Source organism: Pseudoxanthomonas sp. 134C1 (assembly GCF_057773065.1).
On sequence record NZ_JBYMTH010000003.1, the window covers coordinates 260,135 to 277,261 of the forward strand.

Consider the following 17,127-nt stretch of genomic DNA (forward strand, 5'->3'; position numbering starts at 1 on the left):
TTCCATGCGAATCACTTCCCTGCTGGGCCTCGCCGCGTTCGGCATCGCCGGACTCGGCGATGTCGCCGCGCAACCCGCGCCTACCATCCGCAGCATGGCTGGCGCCGCGCTCGTCGCCGAATTGCGCGCGGACAGGACCGTCCTGCTGGTCATCGACTTCCAGAACGAGTACTTCCCCGGTGGCCGCATGGTCATTCCGGACGGACAGGCCGCGCTCCGGCAGACCCGCCGCCTGCGTGACTTCGCCGGACGGCACGGCATCCGCGTCATCCACGTCCAGCACGTCCTGCCGACCGGGGCGCCGCTGTTCGCCGAAGGCGGCGCGACGGTCGGATTCCATGAGGCCATGCAACCGGATGCCGGCGAAGCCGTCGTCCGCAAGGATGCGGTCAGCGTGTTCGCCGGAAACTCCGCCGGGACGATGGAGAAGATCCTGAAGGAGGCGGGCGCCGACACCCTCATCATCGCCGGCCTGCAGACCCACGCCTGCGTGGCCGGCGCGGCGCGCGATGCCTCCGTCCGCGGATATCGCGTCGTCGTGTCCGCCGATGCCACCGCCACCCGCGACCTCGATCTGCGCGATGGCGGTCGTGTCGACCATCAGCAACTGCACGCGTCGGCGCTGGCGGAAATCGAGGACACCTTCGGCGACGTGATGACCACCGATCAGATCCTCGCCCTGCCGGTGCGGTGATCGATGCGTTGACCGGTGCGGTGATACGCTCCCGGCCCAACCCGGCATCCGCAGGTCCGCGGATGCCATCACCGGAGTGGAAAATGGATCATGCCTCGGCCATGCGCGCATACCGGAACATCGTGGAAGCCGGCAGCTTCACCCGCGCCGCCGAACGCCTGGGCACGACCCACACCTCGTTGTCCCGCCAGATTGGCCAACTGGAACGCGAACTGGGCGCCCGCCTGCTCAACCGCAACAGCCGCGGCCTCACGCCCACCGAGGCCGGCGCCCGGTACTACCTGGATTGCGTCGACATCCTCGATCGGCTGGATATCGCGCGGCAACGTGTGAAAGGCGATGCAGGCTCGCCGTCGGGCCTGCTGCGGGTCAGTCTTCCGCACGCGATCGGGGCGCTGGAACTGGGGCAATGGCTGCCCGGTTTCGTGCAACGCCATCCGGGCATCCGCCTGGATCTGTCCTGCGACGATCGCCCGGTGGATCTGATCAAGGGCGGATTCGACATGGCGATCCGGATCTCCGGCCCGCTCGCCGACAGCACCCTCGCGGCACGGGAACTGGCGGTCTCCGAACGCGTACTGGTCGCCGCGCCGGCCTACATCGCCCGGCATGGCCTGCCACGCACGCCCGACGATCTCGCGGGACATGGCCTGCTGGCCTACGCCGGTGACGGCGCGGCGTTGACGCTGGTGTCGCCGGACGGGAAGAAAACGTCCGTCTCCACCGGCGACAGGCTGCGGGTGGATTCGATCCTCTCGCTGCATGCGGCCACCCTGGCCGGCCAGGGCATCGCCGCGCTGACCTTCCTGACTGTCCAGGCCGATCTCGCCGCCGGCCGCCTGCTCCGCGTGCTGCCGCAATACCACGCCGGCCACCGCCACTATTTCGCCCTGTATCCGCATGCGCGCCAACTGACGGCGAAGGTGCGCGCCTTCACCGGGTTCATGCGGGCGCATTACGCCGAGGCCGCGAAGGCCTAGGCAGCGCCAGCCGCGTTGTCGTATCGGCATTCCTCGCCGGCCGCCTGCGCGCGCTTGCCGGCATCGCCGTGATTTTTCCGGCTCCGCCGCGAATCACGGTTCGACCGTCGCCCGGAGCTCCCGCCATGCCATCCGCCATCCACCCGCCGGACCGCTGATCCGCCGCGCGGCGACCGTGCCGCGTCATTCCCTGTTTCCACACGCGCTCCCGCCCATCAACGGCGGGCCGGGGACGCGCGTGCCCAAAAAAGGAACCTCGCATGTCCAGCCCCTCACTTCCCGCCTCCCTCTCCGGCAACGACCGCCTGCATGGGCTGGACGCATTGCGCGGATTCGCGCTGCTGCTCGGGCTCGTGGTCCACGCCAGCATCGCCTTCATGCCGGGCGCAAAGGCGTTCTGGGTCACCCACGATCCGGATCCTTCCGCCTGGATCGGCCTGGGCTTCTACATTCCGCACATGTTCCGGATGGTGCTGTTCTTCCTGCTGGCCGGCTTCTTCGGCCGGCTGGCCTGCGAACGGCTGGGAACGGGTGGCTTCATCCGCGATCGCGGCAAGCGCATCACCCTGGTCCTGCTGGCCGGCTGGCCGCTGGTGATGACCGGCATCGTGTCGGCGCTGGCGCTGGGCGCGATGCTGGACAACGGCGGCACCCTGCCGCCGTCGCCACCTCCGCCGCCGCTCACTCCGGAGACGTTTCCGCTGACCCACCTGTGGTTCCTGTACGCGCTGACGCTCTGCTACGCGGCGCTGCTGGCGTTACGCGCCATCATCGGCCGCCTGCCGTTTTCGCCGGCGTTGCTGCGATGGGGCGACGCCGTCACGCGCGTGCTGGCGTCCCGCGCCGGACCGCCACTGCTGGCCCTGCCGCTGGCGATCGCATTGGCGAGCACGGCGAAGTGGTATGCGTTCTTCGGCGTTCCCACCCCGGACCAATCGCTGTATCCCTCGCTGGCGGCGTGCGTCGCCTTCGGCAGCGCGTTCCTGTTCGGCTGGTGGCTGCACCGCGGGCGCGACCTGCTGCCCGGACTGGCGCGGCATTGGCGGATGCAGCTCGTCGTCGCTGTGGCATGCACGCTGATCTGTCTGGCGCTGCTGGGAGGCCAGGTGGTGCTGGTACCCGCCGCGCGCGAGTCGCGCACCTGGCTGTACGCGACGCTCTACGCGCTGGGCGCGTGGAGCTGGACCTTCGGCCTCACCGGCGCGGCGCTGCGGGCATTCGCCAACGCGCATCCATTCCGCCGCTACCTGGCCGATGCGTCCTACTGGATCTATCTGGCGCACATCCCGGTGGTGATGGTCCTGCAGGTGCTGATCGTGCGCGTGCCCGGCCCGGCCGGTTTGAAATTCATCGCCGTCCTGCTGGTCGCCCTGGCCTTGCTGCTGGGCAGTTACGGGCTGTTCGTCCGCACGACCTGGCTGGGTGGCTGGATCAACGGGCGCCGGCATCCCCGCCGCTGGTCCTGACGGATGAAAGACGCATGCGCGCGATCGCCGGAACGCGCGCGCCGGTACAATGCGCGTCCAGTTTCCGCCGGAGCGATTCGGTCAGGCCGGGAACCTCTTCCCACGCGATGTCCTCGCGTCCACAGAGCCCGGTCGCCGCCGCGCCGGTCCACTGCTCGTAACCGGACGTCTTCACCGTGGCGAACTTGGCCCATTCATGCTGCTCCGTACCGGCGATGAACTCTCCACACGGCTCGTATTGGGGAGACTTTCCCGTCGTGGTCGGCACGCGGGCCAGACGAACGTCCCGGACCCGCACGGAAGTTCCCGGATCGGATTTCCGGAAATCATCGGCGGTGCAGGTGAGCAGGAACGACAGGATCTGCTCCGTCTCCGCGCTCCCATGTGGCGCAGATTCCGCCTGACCGGAAGCGGGGATGGCGGCGGACCCCGGAAAGGGAGTGATGGTCATCAGCGACAACAGCATCCAGCGGCGCATGCGGGCAATCTCCGGTGTCCAGTGAAAGGGGGCCGGCACTTCTCTCTTCCGGGATGCCGCCTCCGCGAACAGGGTCGCACCCGCCTGCCCGCCAACGTCCGGGATGGCCCACTGCGTGCCACCCCAGGCCCGGCGTACGGAGTGTCTTTCTTCACCCGCGCATCAGGTCAGCGCGGTCATGACGGCGGACTGATAGGCCGGGCGCGTCCTGAGGCGCGCGTACCAGGCGGACAGGTGCGGCGCCGGCGCGCGCTCGATGGGCATCTCGAACCATGCATAGATGAAGCTGCCCAGTGGAATGTCGCCCATGCCGAAGTTCTCGCCGGAAAGGTACGGCTGTTCGGCCAACGCCTGTTCCGGAATCCGCAGCAGTTCGTCGATGTCGCGGATGGCGGCATGGATGGCGTCCCGGTCCTGCTGTTCGGGCGGGGTGCGCAGCACACCCCAGAACACGGTGCGGAACGGCCCGGCGAAGGTGGAGGTCGTCCAGTCCATCCACTTGTCCGCGCTCGCCCGCGCCATCGGCTCGGCGGCGTACAGGCCATCGGCGCCGTAGCGCGCCATCAGGTAGCGGACGATGGCGTTGGATTCCCAGAGGACGAAATCGCCATCCTCGATCATCGGCACCCGGCCATTCGGATTCTTCCGCCGGTATTCCGGGCTGTCCACCACACCGAATGCGCCGCCGGCGTTGATGGATTCACAGGCCAGCCCCAGTTCCCGCGCGGCCCACAACACCTTGCGGACATTGGAGGAATTGATGCGGCCCCAGATCTTCAGCATGCGTTGTCTCCTGGCGGAAGCGGTGGCGATGGCTCGCCGGATGGAAGCCGCATCCGGAATTCGATGAAAGTATATCGACACCCCGATCCGCATCGCGCCGCGCGTTGGCGCTTCGCCCGCTCACGGGTCTACGATGGGTTCATCCCACCGGAGTGGCCGGCCATGTTCATCCAGCTTGTCGAGCGCATTGCCGCGGGAGACGCCGCAAGCGCGCCGGGCGCGTCCATCGCCACCGCCGGGAGCGACGCACTCGATGCGGTCATCCTGGCATCCGACCCGCTCGATTTGGTGCTGCACATGGAGCAGGTCTGGGACGCGTTCGATCCCTGGAAGCCGGAGCCACGACCCGCGGGTCCGGCGCGGCGCACCCGATGGACGACGGGCGCGTTCGCAGGCTTTGAACCGGAGGCCGGCCCGGCCTGGAATCACCTCGCCTATGCTTTCATGCTGGAAAACACGCGTGTCGTGCAGATTCTCCAGCGCGTCGTGCGCCTGTACCGCAGCGGTGAATCGCTGGGCGTGCCGAGCCCGGCGACACAGCGCTGGCTGGATGCCTCGGAGGTGATCCTGGACGGCGAAGTGATGCCGATGGCGCATTGGCCTTCCTCGCGCCCGCCCGCGCGCGACCCGGAGGCGGGTCGCCGGAATGCCTACTGGCGATTGTTCGGCATGGAGTTGGCGTTTGGCGCGGAAGACAACAGTCCCGCAGCCTACGAAAAGGCGGAGCAGCACAACGCCGATTTCGTGCCGCTGTTCGAGGAACTGCTTCGGCAGATCTCCCGGGCGCTCGATGCGGGAAGCTCGGACGGCGGCTCGATGGTTCGCGCGGCGGCCCGACTTCGCGACCGCTTGCTCGCCCGTCGTCAAGGCCAGCAACTCGCCAGACAGGAGCTTGCCGCGTCCACGGCTTTGGGCTGGGCGGATCTCACCCTGCGGACCAACACTTCCGTGGTGGAGGATCTCGGCGCTCATGCGGATTCGGCGGCGGATCGGTTGCGCGGGATGGGCGAGCGCGTCGGTTTGGCCGCGCACGCCAGATCCGCCGCACTCATTCCCCTCGCGACCGAAATCTCCGCATTCCTGCGTGCGGTCGAATCGGGCGCATTGGCTGAATCGCTGCTCGGTGGGCCGGCGGATTCAGCGCCGGCCAGAACCAGCCGTCAGGTCATCCAGTACTGGACCGCGGCGACCGGTCATGTGCTCTAGGCCGATCACGGCGGCCGGCTTGCCACGTCGCGGATTTTCCGCCTCAGTCCATCGTCTTTTCAGGTACGCAGCACACCCGCCGCCGCCTCGCGCAACGCATCGCTGATCTGCCGGAGCGTGCTGGAGCGCACCGCCGCGTGCTGCCAGTGCAGCGGCACGTCGATCCAGCGGGATGGATCGATGTTGACGATCGTCTTCGCCTTCAACGCGGGCGCCACCATGGATTCCGGCGCCAGGCACCAGCCCAGGCCAAGCGTGGCGGCATCCACGAAGCCGGTGGACGTGGGCAGGTAGTGGGTGGGCGGCGCGATGCGCGCGCGGGTGATGCGGCGGACGAAGCGCGCCTGCAGTTCGTCCTTGCGGTTGTAGACCACCATCGGCGCCCGCGCGAGCGAAGCGGCATCCACGCCGGAGGGAAAATGACGCGCGGCGAAGGCCGGCGAGGCGATTGCGCAGTAGCGCATGGTGCCCAGTGGATGGACGTTGCAACCCTGCAGCGCGCGCGCCTCGGCGGTCACCGCGCCCAGCACGGTGCCGTCGCGCAGCAGTTCCAGGGTGTGATCCTGATCGTCCACGCGCACGTCGAACAGGTAGCCGTGGCGCTCATGCAGGTATGCCAGCGCGGCGATGAACCAGGTTTCCAGCGAATCGTCGTTGACGGCGATGGCGATCGAGCGGCTGGCCGGCGACGTCGCCGCCTCCGGCAGGAAATCCGCCAGCGCCTCGGCTTCCAGCGCCTGCATCGGCCGCACGCGTCGCAGCAGTTTCTCGCCGGCGGGCGTGGGCCGGCACGGCGCCTGGCGCACGACGATCACCTGGCCCAGGCGATCCTCCAGTGACTTGATCCGTTGCGACACCGCCGACGGGGTGATGGACAGACGGCGGGCGGCGGCTTCGAAACTGCCTTCCTCCAGCACCGCGGCGAACGCGGCCAGTTGCGGGTGGATGAGATCCACGGCGGGAACCCCGGATTAGATTTGCTTCACAGCCTAAAGCAAAATCAGCTGGCCTTATGTGGTCCGGAGCGGCAGGCTGCGCTGCCCCGTCTCCGGATGACCCCATGCTTCCTGCCGCCGCTTCCGCCGGATTCATCGCCGGCGCCGGCCTCATCATCGCCATCGGCGCGCAGAACGCGTTCGTCCTGCGCCAGGGGCTGCAGCGCCGGTACGTCGGCAGGGTGGTGCTGACCTGCATGCTCGGCGACATCGCGCTGATCGCCTGCGGCGTGGCCGGCATCGGCGCGCTGGTGCGGCAATGGCCTTCATTGCTGGAGGCGCTGCGTTACGGCGGCGCGGCCTTCCTGGCCGCCTACGGGCTGATGGCGGCCCGTCGCGCCTGGCGGGGCGGCGGCGCGCTGGCACCCACGGGCACCGGAGACGCCGATGGGCGACGCGTGCTGCTGGCCTGCCTGGCCTTCACCTTCCTCAACCCGCACGTCTACCTGGACACCATGGTGCTGCTGGGCAGCCTGTCCACCCGCTATGCGGGGTCCGCGCGCGTCGCATTCGCGGCGGGTGCCTGCCTCGCCAGCATGGCGTGGTTCTCCAGCCTCGGTTACGGGGCGCGGCTGTTGCTCCCGATGTTCCGCGATCCGCGCGCCTGGCGCGTGCTGGATGCGCTGATGGCGGTCTTCATGGGGAGCTTGTGCGTGTTGCTGTTGCTGAAACCGCTCACGTCGCCGGGCGCTTGATCCGCCCGTCGAGGTCCGCGTCGCGATCAGGACACCGCCGAAGCCGCGTCCCGGACACGGTTGCGTCCCTCCGCCTTCGCCCGGTACAGCGCCTCGTCCGCGTTGGCGAGCAGATCGGAAGGATGGCCGCCCTCAACGGCGGCGATGAAGGCCACGCCGATGCTGATCGTGACCCGATCCCCGGCGTGGGGCGATGGCAGCGCGAGTTCCTCGACCGCGTTTCGCATCGCCTCGGCGACATTCAGTGCGCCGCCGCGGCCGATGGAAGGCAGCAGCGCGGCGAACTCCTCGCCGCCATAGCGGGCCACCGTATCCGACGAACGATGCGCGCATGCCGCCAGCGCGCGGGCCACGGCCTGCAGGATGCGATCGCCTTCCGGATGCCCGTAGGTGTCGTTGAGCTGCTTGAAGTGGTCGATGTCGATCATCAGCAACGCCAGCGAATCCCCGGAACGCATGCAACGGCGCCATTCCCGATCCATCGATTCCTCGAAATGACGGCGGTTGGGAATGCGGGTCAGTCCGTCGATGCGGGCGAGCACGTCGAGCTGATCCCGCTCCTCGTAGGTCCGGATCTGCAGCATCACGCCGCGGATCGCCGCGCCCAGCGTGGCCAGCACGAAGCCGAGCGCGCCCAGCAGCGGCCGGGTGCCGACCACCAGCGCGGAGATCGGCAGCAGGGTCAACGGCAGGAACAGGTGGCTGCCGGCCCGCACCAGATGGTTGCGGCGCGGCGGATATGCGCGGAGGGAGGGCGCGGAGGGCGCCTGTCGGCCCAGGATGGCCAGCCACAGGAACGGGATGCCGATGATCAGATCCGTGTAGCCGCCGAAATCGATGTCGGCGAAGAAGTGGTTGGTGATGGCCGCCACCAGCAGGTAAGCGACCGCGAAGCAGGACAGTGCGCGGAAATAATCGCGTGCGCGGCTGGTGGTGCTGATCGCCAGGCGTGCCAGTGCGAAAGTGGCGATGAACAGGTTTTCCAGATCCAGGGTCAGGCGAAGATCCAGGAAATTCTGCCCGCCCACGGTCTGGTCCATCGCCAAAGAGAGCGTATGCCCCGCGTACAGCGCGCCCAGCCCGATCGCCAGCACCGCGTCGATGAGCCGCAGCGGCCATGCTTCGTTGCCCGCGCTGGCGATCGCGAAGGTCAGCGGCACACCGTACAGCACGTACAACAGCAGGCTGGCGGCGCCGGCCAGTGGGCTGCCGGTCCATGCCTGCCAGGCCGCCGCCAGCATGCCGCCGGCCCACAGCAGCATCGCCAGCGCGGCGAGATCCCATTCCCGCTCGGGACGCGGCGCGCGGCGCGCGCGCCATGCGCAGCTCACCGCCGCCATCAGCGTCGCAAGCACCAGGAACGGATAGGACGCCAACGGCGCGCCGCCGGAGATCCCGATGGCGCAGGCGTGAGCCGCCAGGAACAGCAGCGCGGACAGATAGGCCATGTCGGTGCGGGAGTCCCCTGTTTCCCTTGGGGCGTCCAGCAGAGAAATTGATCCACACACCGCTTGCGGTCAAGAGGAGATGTTCGACGGCGGTCACCGTTCCCGCGATCCGGGCCATGCCGCGGCTGTTCGATGCCGCTTGCCGGGCCCGGCGGGCACGATGCTTTCTGCCCGGCTCAGCCCGCTGGTTGCCTGGAACCCGCCAACGCCAGCGCAACCGCATCCGCGCCGGCGGGGAATCGCAGGGTACCGGTCGCATCATTCGCCGCCTGCCAGACAGCCTGCGCCACGTCCGTCTCGCGGGTGAAGTCGCCGCCCGCGGACAGCGCGGCGAAAATCCGGTTGGCGAAATCGGCGTAGGCCTCGGGGATCAGGCCGCGCATCCGCTCTTCGCCATTGACGGCGAATCGGGTGGTGGGCGCGTAGCCCGGTTCGACCAGCTTCACCGTCACGCCCACCGCTTCCATTTCATGCGCCAGCGACGTGGTGAATCCTTCGACGGCCGTCTTGCTGGCGGCATAGGCCGCGACCAGCGGCATCGGAGCGAGCGTCACGCTCGAGGTGACGTTGACGATGATCCCCGCGCCGCGTTCGCGGAACTGCGGGATCACCGCCTGGACCATCGCCATTACCCCGAAGGTGTTGGTCTCGAAGATCTCCCGCACCGTTCGCATCGGCGTGGCTTCGAAAGCGCCGAACAGGCCGATGCCGGCGTTGTTGACCAGCACGTCGATCGGACCGCTGGCGCGCAGCGCGGCCACGACGCTCTCCGGCCGGGTGACATCCAGCGGCAATACGCTCATGCGCTCATCCGACGGCAACAGATCCGGCCGCGGGGCACGCATGGTGGCGATCACGCGCCAGCCCCGCGCATGGAAATGGCGGGCGGTCTCCAGGCCATAGCCGGAGGAACAGCCGGTGATCAGGACGGTCTTCATGCGGGTGACTCCAGGGAAAGGAGGAACCACGATAGGCGTCGAAAACAGGACTATCCATGCGATATAGTCCTAATTTGTTTAGCCATCATCCGCCATGAGCGACCCGCTGTCCGACATCGTCCACCTCCTCCGGCCCCGCACGGTGTTCTCCAAGGGCATCAGCGGCGCCGGCACCTGGGCGGTCCGCTATACCGAGTTCGGCGAGCCGAGCTTCTGCGTGGTGCTGGAAGGCGACTGCCTGCTGACCGTCGATGGCCTGGCGCCGGTCGCGTTGCGGGCCGGTGACTTCGTGCTGTTGCCGGCGACGCCCGGCTTCACCCTGGGCAATGGCAACACCCACCTGCCCACCCGGATCGATCCGCATGCCGCGGCCGCCGGCACCACCGACATCCGCCACGGAGACCCCGATGGTCCGCCGGACGTGCGCCTGCTCGGCGGCTGGTTCCAGTTCGATACCCACGACCCGGCCCTGCTCGCTTCCCTGCTGCCGGCGCTGGTACACGTGCGCGGCCAGACACGTCTGTCGATGCTGGTGCGGTTGCTGGGCGAGGAGGCCGACGCGGACCAACCCGGCCGCGGCATCGTGCTGGCGCACCTGATCGATCTGCTGCTGGTGGAGACACTGCGCGCGTCGGCGGGCGACGACAATCCTCCCGGCCTGCTGCGCGGGCTGGCCGACGCGCGCCTGGCTCCCACCCTGCGAGAAATGCACGCGCGTCCCGCGCACGGCTGGACCGTCGCGCAACTGGCGAAGCTGGCCGCGCTGTCGCGCTCGGCCTTCTTCGATCGCTTCACCCGCCACGTCGGCGTGGCGCCGATGGAATACCTGCTGTCCTGGCGCATGGCCCTGGCGCGGGATCTGCTGCGCCACCAGGACGCCAGCGTCGGCGAGGCCGCCGAGCGCGTGGGCTACGGTTCCCTCAGCGCGTTCAGTGCGGCCTTCAGCCGCTACGTGGGCATGTCGCCGGGACGGTATGCGCGCGCGAGTGAATAGCGCGGCGTCCGTTCACCCCTTGATCGCGCAACGCTGCAGCGGCCTCGTGCAGCCGGCTCCCCAGTCACTGCGCTGCCAGCAGTATTTTTCCTGACTCATCAGAACGAGAGTCCAGGTCACCGGCTGACCGGCATCATTGGTACGCGTTTCCCCCGTCAACGACATTTCGAGCCCCGCCGGGGTTTCCCGCAGGATCCGGTACTCGGCCAGCCTCCTGGGTTCGCGGCCTCCGTCTTCCCTGACGGGCGAAAGCGCGATGTACATGTGCTTCCTGTCTCCACTGAAACTGATGACCTCGGGAGCGACCTTGCAGTCATCGGATCCCTCCCAGCCCCATTTTCCCGGCAACAGTGCGTAAGGATCGGGCGATCCGGAACCGTTCCAGCCGCAGCCCGCAAGAACGAGTGCGGCGGTCAGCGTCAACATGGCTGATTTCAACCTGTGTCTCCCCATGGTCACGCCCATCTCCCGACGACGACGGTTCGATGATTGTCCGAAGAAATGGAGTGAACGTACCACTCCGACGCCGGATGCGCTCCCGCACCCGGCAGCGCGGAACGCTCGGGTTCGTCATGCGCGCCTGAAGACGTCCGTCGCCCTGCTCCCTGCTATCGCAGCGGCCGCTCGGCCGCCGGTGCCGCGAGTTGCCGCGCCTTGTCACGCAGCGCGTTGGCCTTGTCCACGTCTCCCTTGGCCGCGCGGGCTTCCGCCAGGCTGTCCCAGACGTTGGCCGACGCGGGGAACAGGACGGTGTTCAGTTCGAACACGCGCAATGCCGCATCCACTCCCAGGTTCTCGCGCACGGCGTAACCGGCGTTGTTGACGATCCGCTCCCGTTCGGCGGCATCACGCACGCTGCCCGCGCGAATCGAGCGGGCCATGGCCTGCACGTCGCCTTCGGCGGGTGCCTGCAGCGCGTACGCCACCAGCGTTTCCGACAACGCTTCCGCCGGAAACCTATCCGGCGCCGCCGCTCCCATCGCGCTGTCCATCAGCATGCGCGACCAGGCATTCCGGACGCTGCCATTGGTCAGATAGGCGAAGGCATGGACGTCTTCGTCCAGCGAATCCTTGAACACGATGCGGACGCGGACACGCGTGCCGCCGTCATGGCCGACCTGGCGGTATCCGTCGCTCTCGCCGTATTCCCAGCCGGCGGCGAACCAGGCGCGCTTTCCGCCGGGCAGCGTGCGTGGCTGCCAGAGACGACGCAGCGTTGCCTTGCCCACCAGTTCACCCGAGCTCATCGCCCGCAGGAACCGGCCCAGATCATCCAGCGTCAGATACAGGCCGGCGTGACCGTAGGCGTAGGCCGGCCAGGCGAGATCCTTCTCTTCCTGCAGGCGCCCCGCCTTGCCGATGTAGCTGGTCACCACGCCGCGTCGGGGCAATCCGGCCGGTCCCAGCCAGGTGTGGCGCATGCCGAGTCTGCGCAGGATGCGTTTTTCGGCGATCCGCGGATACGGCATCCCGTAGCGGGCTTCCAGCAGCGCGGCCAGCACCAGATAGTTGGTCTGCGTGTAGCGCGTGTCGGTGCCGGGAGCGAACTGCATCGGCCTGTCCGCCAGCAAGGTGAACACATCCGCCAGATCCGGAGCGAACACCGTGTCCGCCGCCGCGCCCGCACCGTTCCGGTTGTCGAAGTACTCCGGTACGCCGGAGGTGTGATCGAGGAAGTCGCGCACCGCGATCGTCCGCCAGGCCGCCGGCAGCCCGGGCAGGTAGGCGCTCGCGGGGGTGTCCAGATCCACCCGCCCCTGCTCGACCAGTTGCATGATCAGGGTGCTGGTGAACAGCTTGGCCAGCGAATACGCGGGGAAGACGTCGTCGCTCGCGACAAGCCGGCGCGTGTCCACGTTCGCCTCGCCATCCACGCCCCGGAACACCACCTTGCCGTCACGCGCGACCAGCATTGCCTGGCCGGCGATGCCATGGCGTTCGCGGTTGAGCGCCATTTGTCGTTCCAGCGCACGGGACAACGCATCGCCGTCACGCGCGAAGACGGCATTCGGCAACAGGACCGCCAGCACGACCAGTACCGTCATCACCCCCCTGTACGTCATTCCGTTTCCCCTGTTGCCGGGTGCCGCGATATCCCGCCTCGCTCCGAGGGCACGCCGGATGCGGTTGTCATCCCTCCGTTCAAGCACCGCGGTCATTGGACGAAGAACGCGGTGCGCGCCACGCCCGCATTGTTGCTCGCCTCCATCCAGGCGCGCACCTCCAGTTCATGCAGCCCCGCCTGTTCGACGGGAATGTCCGCGCCGAACAAGCCGCTGCCCGGATCGAACCGGAGCGGGTAGCGGCGCGGGGCGCCACCCTCCACCGTCACATGGAGTTCGACGTCGGTTTCGTCCACGCGCCAAGGTCCCTGGGCGGAAATCGCGCAACCGCACAGCAGCGTGACGCCCACGCGCACCGGCACTGTCGCGCCGGTCCTGATCCACTGATAGGCGACCGGGCTGGCCAGATCGACGATCAGGCCCGGCAGCTCCAGCAACCAGCCGTCGCCCGTGGCGAGGTGGCGGCCCGGCAGGATCCATTGGGTGCTGGTGGCGGTCGTGATGGCCTGCGGCTGGCTGAGCGGTCCGGTCACGCTCGCGGTGACCCGGCGCGGGCGATCCAGATCGAGGGTGGTCCGGAACAGCGCCGAATCGGCGCTGGATCGTTTGGCGCCCGGGTCCGCTCCTGCGGCCATGATGATCCGGGTGTCGCCGGTGGTGCCCGATGTCTGGCCCCGGACCAGGATCTCGCCGGTGTCGGCATCGCTCAGGACCACCCGCACCGGCGCGGTGTAGCCACCGAGGAATTTGGCGCCCCGCGCCAGCACGCGGACCTCCACGTCGGTCCGCTCCGCGCGGGCCGGACCGGCCATTCCGGCACAGGCGAGAAAGACGCACCACGCGACGCGGACGGGTAAACGCATGAACAGGCTCCAGAGGAATGTGGAAGACGACAGCGACCGCGGACCGCCCCCGGATCCATGTCGGATCCGGGATCGGGCGGGAATGACGCCTTTCCCGGCCGGATGCCCGCGGCGCGGTCCGGAAAAGCCTGGGGCCATCTGTCAGAATCGGCCAATGACATGTCCTGACATCGGCTGACATGTCGTCACCGCAAGGCTTCCGGGCCGCGGGAACTGGGAGAAAGTGATGCTTCGCTTCGATGATGTCCGCCTGGACCCGGCCGCCCTGCAGGCGTTCCGGAACGACATTCCGCTGGATGCACCGCCCCAGGTGGTGGACGTCCTGGCCTACCTGATCGCGCATCGGGATCGGATCGTTTCCCGCCACGAACTGCTCGAACGGTTCTGGCCGCGCGCAGGCACCGGCGGCGATGCCGCCCTCAACACCTGCATCCGTCGCATCCGCACCCTGCTGGAAGACGATGCCGAAGCCCCGCGCTACATCCAGACCCGGCCGCGCGCGGGCTATCGCTTCATCGGTACGCTGGCCGGCGAAGACGACGCGGCGGGGCCACCGCCACCGACGAGCGCGCGAGCTCCGGCGCGCTGGCCGCTGGCCGGCGGCCTGCTCGCCGTGGCGCTGGGTGTCGGCGGCGCGCTCTGGGCGCATGCGGCGCTGTCCCCGCCCGAACATCGCATCGCCATCGAACCGGTACAGGGCCTGTGCGAATACGTGCTGTTCCCCAAGTTCAACGCCGGCCTGCGCGAAAGCCTGACCGCGCGGATCAGCCATCGCCTGCCCGCCGGCTACAGCGTGGCAGCCGACAGCCGGGAAGCGGATCTGCACGCCCGCGTCAGCGTGCGGCAGACGCCTCGGCAGACCGTCGTGGTGCTGACCCTGGTCGACAAGCGGGATGGACGCCTGCTGTGGTCGGGCGAATTCACCGGCGACACGGACATGGACGACTATGTGCCCTTGCAACGCTCGCTGGCCGAGCGGATGGCGGTCGGGCTGACCGGCGCGCTGGACAAACGCTCGTGACCCCGAAGACGGCGCCGTGATGGCGAATCGTGGCACTGGCGGCGGATTGGCGGCGTCCTGACGTCACCGACAGCGACGATTCCGGACCAACCTGCGGCGCCCATTCGACGAAAACCGCCATGTCCTTCAGATCCCTTCGAGAAACCCGGTACCTGTCGCAGGAAAAGCTGGCCGAGATGAGCGGCCTGAGCCTGCGGACCGTGCAGCGGCTGGAAGCGGGCCATCGGGTCAGCTATGCCTCGCTGCGAGCGCTGGCGGCCGCGTTCAACCTCGATGTCGATCAGCTCGAACGCGAGCTCTATGCCACGCGTCCATCCGCCGGCGAATTCGTGGAGAAACCGCGCTGGGTCCGGCGGCTGGGCAACGGGCTGTCGATGGGCGCCACACCGCTCGATCGACGCCTGGCGCAACGCTTCGAGGCGATCTCGATGGCGCTGGGCGTGCTTTTCCTGCTGGCGTCCCCGCTGCCGGATTCCGCGCTCGCCACCATGACCTTGCGTGTCGCTGGCATCTTCTCTCTGGCCTGCGGCTATGTCCTGTCCGTTGCGAGTCGCCTTCTGGACGCCTACCTGGGCTGGCCGGACGGCGATGTGGCCGTATTGCCCGGGCGTCCCGCCCCCACCTTCATGGGCAGGGTGGTCGCGTACACGCTGGCGCTGCTGCTGGCGGTGGTGTTCCTGCTCATCGTGTTGTGGCTGGCCGGCCACTGATTCGTGGTGCCCGAGCGATGCGGATGTCCGGTGGCGGCATCCCGGCGGTTCGCGGATCTCCGCACCGGCTACTGGCCGACCATCCGATACTCGCCGGGCGCGCCCAGCATGACTTCGAACGTCCGCGTTTCACCTGAATACGTGTGCGTTGCCCGCAGCGCCAGCCTGTCGTCGACCAGCGAGATGGCATTTCCGCCCGGATCGCAGGCCCAGAATCCGTTCGACAGCTCGGTGAACGGTACGCGCGCGGCGACGGTTGACGGGCCGGACCCGGGCACCGTCACCCACTCGATCCATACGCGGCAGCTGACGTGCTCGAAACCGATGCTTTCGGCGACGACGCGATAGGTTCCCTTCACGGCGCCGGCTTCCCAATGTCCACCGGCAACGACCGCCACGGGCGCCACCTCCGCATCGGGCGCGGCGAACGCGGGCAGCATCAGGGACGCCGCGATCAGCAACATGGCGAATCGCTTCATGACTGGCCTGTGCATGGTTCCCGGATGCGCGCGAAACAGACTCCCATTAAAGCGTCCCATGCGCCTCGACACAACGCAGGCCCCCATGCGTCACCGCGATCATTCCTCGATCGCCTCGATGCCCTGGCGGCGGAGATTCTCCAGGTGCGCGCGCATCTCGGCGAGCCGCTCGGGAGAATGCCCTTCCCATTCCGCGACCTCGCCCACCACGCGGAAGGGATGCGCGGACCGGTAGGACCGGGTGGGATTACCGGGAAACCGTTTGTCGGTCAGGTTGGGATCGTCTTCGATGGGGCCGGTCGGTACCACGATGTAGATCCGACCGGGCCCCTCGCCCATCGCCAGTTCGGCTCCCCAGATCGCCGCATCCAGGGTGGCGGACAGATAGACGAAACGCGCCGGTTTGCGGGTGCCGTAGTTGGAAACACGGCCCGGGGCGATCAGATCGCCCGCCCGCAGCTCGGCCTTGGTGCCGTGGTAGTAGGTCTGCGAATGCGTCATCGTCCGCTCCGGTGCGCCGCCGTTTCGACAGGCTGGCGATGCTGCCGCATGCGCAGGGCCTTGCCGCAAGCCCCCGGGCGTCATATAAATTTGCGGTGGGAGGCGCGCGGCGCCTCCCTTTCTTGTTTCGCGCTGCTGTCTTTGGGCTGTCAGGGGATTCACTTGCCGTCTGCCGTGCAGCACGGAGAGTGTTGCCCTTCCTGAAGCGGGCTCGACCGCAACTTCGCGGAATGCCGCAATCCGCCAAGTACATTCCAGCGGCTCGGAAGTACGCTTGCCTCCCTGCGTCCACATTTCATCCTCCCCTTCGACGGAGATTCCCATGAAGACGATGTTCGCCGCCCTGCTGACCGCTGTCGTACTGCAAGCCGCGCCGGCCTTCGCCGACTCGCCCGCCGCATCTCCGCTGACGGGAAAGTGGGCCATCGACGTCGACAAGCTGCCGATGCCGCCGGAAGCGCGGCCGAAAAGCGTGACGCTGGAGTTCCGCGATCACGCCGACGGCAAGTGGACCACGCAGGTCAACATCGTCAATCCGGATGGCAGCACGATGCATTCGGACGCCATGCTGGCGCTGGACGGCACCCCCGGTCCGGTCACCGGCGACTACTGGGCCGACGTGTCCGCGATGAAGATGCCCGCACCCAATGTGCTGGTCCTGCAACTGGCCTACAAGGGCACGCCCTCGTCCACACGCATCTACACCGTGACCGGTGATGGCAAGACGTTGACCGAAACCAAGGCCTTTTTCAGCAAGGAAGGCAACCCGATCCTGCAGACCACGACGTTCACGCGGGTTCCCTAGCGAAGACG

General features: G+C 68.1%; 19 protein-coding genes. 9 read left to right on the forward strand and 10 right to left on the reverse strand.

The window, feature by feature from the left end; genetic code table 11:
* Positions 1 to 4: 4 nt before the first annotated feature.
* From AC3DEZ_RS08280 to AC3DEZ_RS08290, 3 genes are all read left to right on the forward strand, one after another.
* The gene (locus AC3DEZ_RS08280; RefSeq protein WP_488387775.1) at positions 5 to 694 is read left to right on the forward strand and encodes a cysteine hydrolase family protein; all 690 of its coding nucleotides are present in this window, start codon (positions 5 to 7) and stop codon (positions 692 to 694) included.
* An 83-nt stretch (positions 695 to 777) separates the two neighbouring features.
* Positions 778 to 1,674 carry a LysR family transcriptional regulator gene (locus tag AC3DEZ_RS08285; protein ID WP_488387776.1) on the forward strand — a complete coding sequence of 299 codons (897 nt, stop codon included), beginning with the start codon at positions 778 to 780 and terminating at the stop codon, positions 1,672 to 1,674.
* Between the two features lie 260 nt (positions 1,675 to 1,934).
* Entirely contained in the window at positions 1,935 to 3,140 is a 1,206-nt protein-coding gene (locus AC3DEZ_RS08290) for an acyltransferase family protein (RefSeq protein ID WP_488387777.1), read from the forward strand.
* On the opposite strand, the gene AC3DEZ_RS08295 is transcribed toward AC3DEZ_RS08290, so the two are convergent.
* Both AC3DEZ_RS08295 and AC3DEZ_RS08300 read right to left on the reverse strand, forming a co-directional pair.
* Complete coding sequence (locus AC3DEZ_RS08295; RefSeq protein ID WP_488387778.1) at positions 3,106 to 3,618, reverse strand: hypothetical protein; 513 nt, start codon at positions 3,616 to 3,618, stop codon at positions 3,106 to 3,108. The two genes, AC3DEZ_RS08290 and AC3DEZ_RS08295, sit on opposite strands and share 35 nt — an antisense overlap.
* Positions 3,619 to 3,780: 162 nt before the next feature.
* Entirely contained in the window at positions 3,781 to 4,401 is a 621-nt protein-coding gene (locus AC3DEZ_RS08300) for a glutathione S-transferase family protein (RefSeq protein WP_488387779.1), read from the reverse strand.
* A gap of 162 nt (positions 4,402 to 4,563) precedes the next feature.
* On the opposite strand from AC3DEZ_RS08300, the gene AC3DEZ_RS08305 reads away from it, so the two are divergent.
* The gene (locus AC3DEZ_RS08305; protein ID WP_488387780.1) at positions 4,564 to 5,607 is read left to right on the forward strand and encodes a hypothetical protein; all 1,044 of its coding nucleotides are present in this window, start codon (positions 4,564 to 4,566) and stop codon (positions 5,605 to 5,607) included.
* 59 nt (positions 5,608 to 5,666) lie between these two features.
* Here AC3DEZ_RS08305 and AC3DEZ_RS08310 read toward each other — a convergent pair whose 3' ends face one another.
* Positions 5,667 to 6,563 carry a LysR family transcriptional regulator ArgP gene (locus AC3DEZ_RS08310; protein ID WP_488387781.1) on the reverse strand — a complete coding sequence of 299 codons (897 nt, stop codon included), beginning with the start codon at positions 6,561 to 6,563 and terminating at the stop codon, positions 5,667 to 5,669.
* A gap of 104 nt (positions 6,564 to 6,667) precedes the next feature.
* Here AC3DEZ_RS08310 and AC3DEZ_RS08315 point away from each other — a divergent pair, with 104 nt between their 5' ends.
* Complete coding sequence (locus AC3DEZ_RS08315) at positions 6,668 to 7,297, forward strand: LysE/ArgO family amino acid transporter (protein ID WP_488387782.1); 630 nt, start codon at positions 6,668 to 6,670, stop codon at positions 7,295 to 7,297.
* Between the two features lie 26 nt (positions 7,298 to 7,323).
* On the opposite strand, the gene AC3DEZ_RS08320 is transcribed toward AC3DEZ_RS08315, so the two are convergent.
* Complete coding sequence (locus AC3DEZ_RS08320; RefSeq protein ID WP_488387783.1) at positions 7,324 to 8,745, reverse strand: GGDEF domain-containing protein; 1,422 nt, start codon at positions 8,743 to 8,745, stop codon at positions 7,324 to 7,326.
* Positions 8,746 to 8,921: 176 nt separating this feature from the next.
* The gene (locus AC3DEZ_RS08325) at positions 8,922 to 9,683 is read right to left on the reverse strand and encodes an SDR family oxidoreductase (protein WP_488387784.1); all 762 of its coding nucleotides are present in this window, start codon (positions 9,681 to 9,683) and stop codon (positions 8,922 to 8,924) included.
* 94 nt (positions 9,684 to 9,777) lie between these two features.
* Between AC3DEZ_RS08325 and AC3DEZ_RS08330 the strand changes: the two genes are divergently transcribed.
* Positions 9,778 to 10,677, forward strand: coding sequence for an AraC family transcriptional regulator (locus tag AC3DEZ_RS08330; RefSeq protein ID WP_488387785.1), 900 nt, complete (start codon positions 9,778 to 9,780; stop codon positions 10,675 to 10,677).
* Between the two features lie 12 nt (positions 10,678 to 10,689).
* Here AC3DEZ_RS08330 and AC3DEZ_RS08335 read toward each other — a convergent pair whose 3' ends face one another.
* From AC3DEZ_RS08335 to AC3DEZ_RS08345, 3 genes are all read right to left on the reverse strand, one after another.
* Positions 10,690 to 11,103, reverse strand: a complete 414-nt coding sequence (locus AC3DEZ_RS08335) for a hypothetical protein (RefSeq protein WP_488387786.1) — start codon at positions 11,101 to 11,103, stop codon at positions 10,690 to 10,692.
* A 182-nt stretch (positions 11,104 to 11,285) separates the two neighbouring features.
* On the reverse strand, positions 11,286 to 12,740 hold the full coding sequence (locus AC3DEZ_RS08340; RefSeq protein WP_488387787.1) for a serine hydrolase domain-containing protein: 1,455 nt from the start codon (positions 12,738 to 12,740) through the stop codon (positions 11,286 to 11,288).
* Positions 12,741 to 12,832: 92 nt separating this feature from the next.
* Positions 12,833 to 13,603 (reverse strand): hypothetical protein, encoded by a 771-nt coding sequence (locus AC3DEZ_RS08345; protein WP_488387788.1) that lies wholly within the window; start codon positions 13,601 to 13,603, stop codon positions 12,833 to 12,835.
* A gap of 226 nt (positions 13,604 to 13,829) precedes the next feature.
* Between AC3DEZ_RS08345 and AC3DEZ_RS08350 the strand changes: the two genes are divergently transcribed.
* Both AC3DEZ_RS08350 and AC3DEZ_RS08355 read left to right on the forward strand, forming a co-directional pair.
* Positions 13,830 to 14,624, forward strand: coding sequence for a winged helix-turn-helix domain-containing protein (locus tag AC3DEZ_RS08350; protein WP_488387789.1), 795 nt, complete (start codon positions 13,830 to 13,832; stop codon positions 14,622 to 14,624).
* Between the two features lie 119 nt (positions 14,625 to 14,743).
* Entirely contained in the window at positions 14,744 to 15,334 is a 591-nt protein-coding gene (locus AC3DEZ_RS08355; RefSeq protein WP_488387790.1) for a helix-turn-helix domain-containing protein, read from the forward strand.
* A gap of 68 nt (positions 15,335 to 15,402) precedes the next feature.
* Here the strand turns inward: AC3DEZ_RS08355 and AC3DEZ_RS08360 are convergent, their stop codons facing one another.
* Positions 15,403 to 15,813 (reverse strand): hypothetical protein, encoded by a 411-nt coding sequence (locus AC3DEZ_RS08360; RefSeq protein WP_488387791.1) that lies wholly within the window; start codon positions 15,811 to 15,813, stop codon positions 15,403 to 15,405.
* A 99-nt stretch (positions 15,814 to 15,912) separates the two neighbouring features.
* The gene (gene arr / locus AC3DEZ_RS08365) at positions 15,913 to 16,314 is read right to left on the reverse strand and encodes an NAD(+)--rifampin ADP-ribosyltransferase (protein ID WP_488387792.1); all 402 of its coding nucleotides are present in this window, start codon (positions 16,312 to 16,314) and stop codon (positions 15,913 to 15,915) included.
* A gap of 322 nt (positions 16,315 to 16,636) precedes the next feature.
* Here arr and AC3DEZ_RS08370 point away from each other — a divergent pair, with 322 nt between their 5' ends.
* On the forward strand, positions 16,637 to 17,119 hold the full coding sequence (locus tag AC3DEZ_RS08370) for a LuxR family transcriptional regulator (RefSeq protein WP_488387793.1): 483 nt from the start codon (positions 16,637 to 16,639) through the stop codon (positions 17,117 to 17,119).
* Positions 17,120 to 17,127 lie beyond the last annotated feature (8 nt).

Coding starts and splice junctions, on each gene's coding strand:
- AC3DEZ_RS08355 (WP_488387790.1), top strand. CDS start 14,744: ATGTCCTTCAGATCCCTTCGAGAAACCCGGTACCTGTCGCAGGAAAAG.
- AC3DEZ_RS08300 (WP_488387779.1), bottom strand. CDS start 4,401: ATGCTGAAGATCTGGGGCCGCATCAATTCCTCCAATGTCCGCAAGGTG.
- AC3DEZ_RS08330 (WP_488387785.1), top strand. CDS start 9,778: ATGAGCGACCCGCTGTCCGACATCGTCCACCTCCTCCGGCCCCGCACG.
- AC3DEZ_RS08295 (WP_488387778.1), bottom strand. CDS start 3,618: ATGCGCCGCTGGATGCTGTTGTCGCTGATGACCATCACTCCCTTTCCG.
- AC3DEZ_RS08320 (WP_488387783.1), bottom strand. CDS start 8,745: ATGGCCTATCTGTCCGCGCTGCTGTTCCTGGCGGCTCACGCCTGCGCC.
- arr (WP_488387792.1), bottom strand. CDS start 16,314: ATGACGCATTCGCAGACCTACTACCACGGCACCAAGGCCGAGCTGCGG.
- AC3DEZ_RS08345 (WP_488387788.1), bottom strand. CDS start 13,603: ATGCGTTTACCCGTCCGCGTCGCGTGGTGCGTCTTTCTCGCCTGTGCC.
- AC3DEZ_RS08290 (WP_488387777.1), top strand. CDS start 1,935: ATGTCCAGCCCCTCACTTCCCGCCTCCCTCTCCGGCAACGACCGCCTG.
- AC3DEZ_RS08325 (WP_488387784.1), bottom strand. CDS start 9,683: ATGAAGACCGTCCTGATCACCGGCTGTTCCTCCGGCTATGGCCTGGAG.
- AC3DEZ_RS08360 (WP_488387791.1), bottom strand. CDS start 15,813: ATGAAGCGATTCGCCATGTTGCTGATCGCGGCGTCCCTGATGCTGCCC.
- AC3DEZ_RS08335 (WP_488387786.1), bottom strand. CDS start 11,103: ATGTTGACGCTGACCGCCGCACTCGTTCTTGCGGGCTGCGGCTGGAAC.
- AC3DEZ_RS08340 (WP_488387787.1), bottom strand. CDS start 12,740: ATGACGTACAGGGGGGTGATGACGGTACTGGTCGTGCTGGCGGTCCTG.
- AC3DEZ_RS08285 (WP_488387776.1), top strand. CDS start 778: ATGGATCATGCCTCGGCCATGCGCGCATACCGGAACATCGTGGAAGCC.
- AC3DEZ_RS08280 (WP_488387775.1), top strand. CDS start 5: ATGCGAATCACTTCCCTGCTGGGCCTCGCCGCGTTCGGCATCGCCGGA.
- AC3DEZ_RS08350 (WP_488387789.1), top strand. CDS start 13,830: ATGCTTCGCTTCGATGATGTCCGCCTGGACCCGGCCGCCCTGCAGGCG.
- AC3DEZ_RS08315 (WP_488387782.1), top strand. CDS start 6,668: ATGCTTCCTGCCGCCGCTTCCGCCGGATTCATCGCCGGCGCCGGCCTC.
- AC3DEZ_RS08370 (WP_488387793.1), top strand. CDS start 16,637: ATGAAGACGATGTTCGCCGCCCTGCTGACCGCTGTCGTACTGCAAGCC.
- AC3DEZ_RS08305 (WP_488387780.1), top strand. CDS start 4,564: ATGTTCATCCAGCTTGTCGAGCGCATTGCCGCGGGAGACGCCGCAAGC.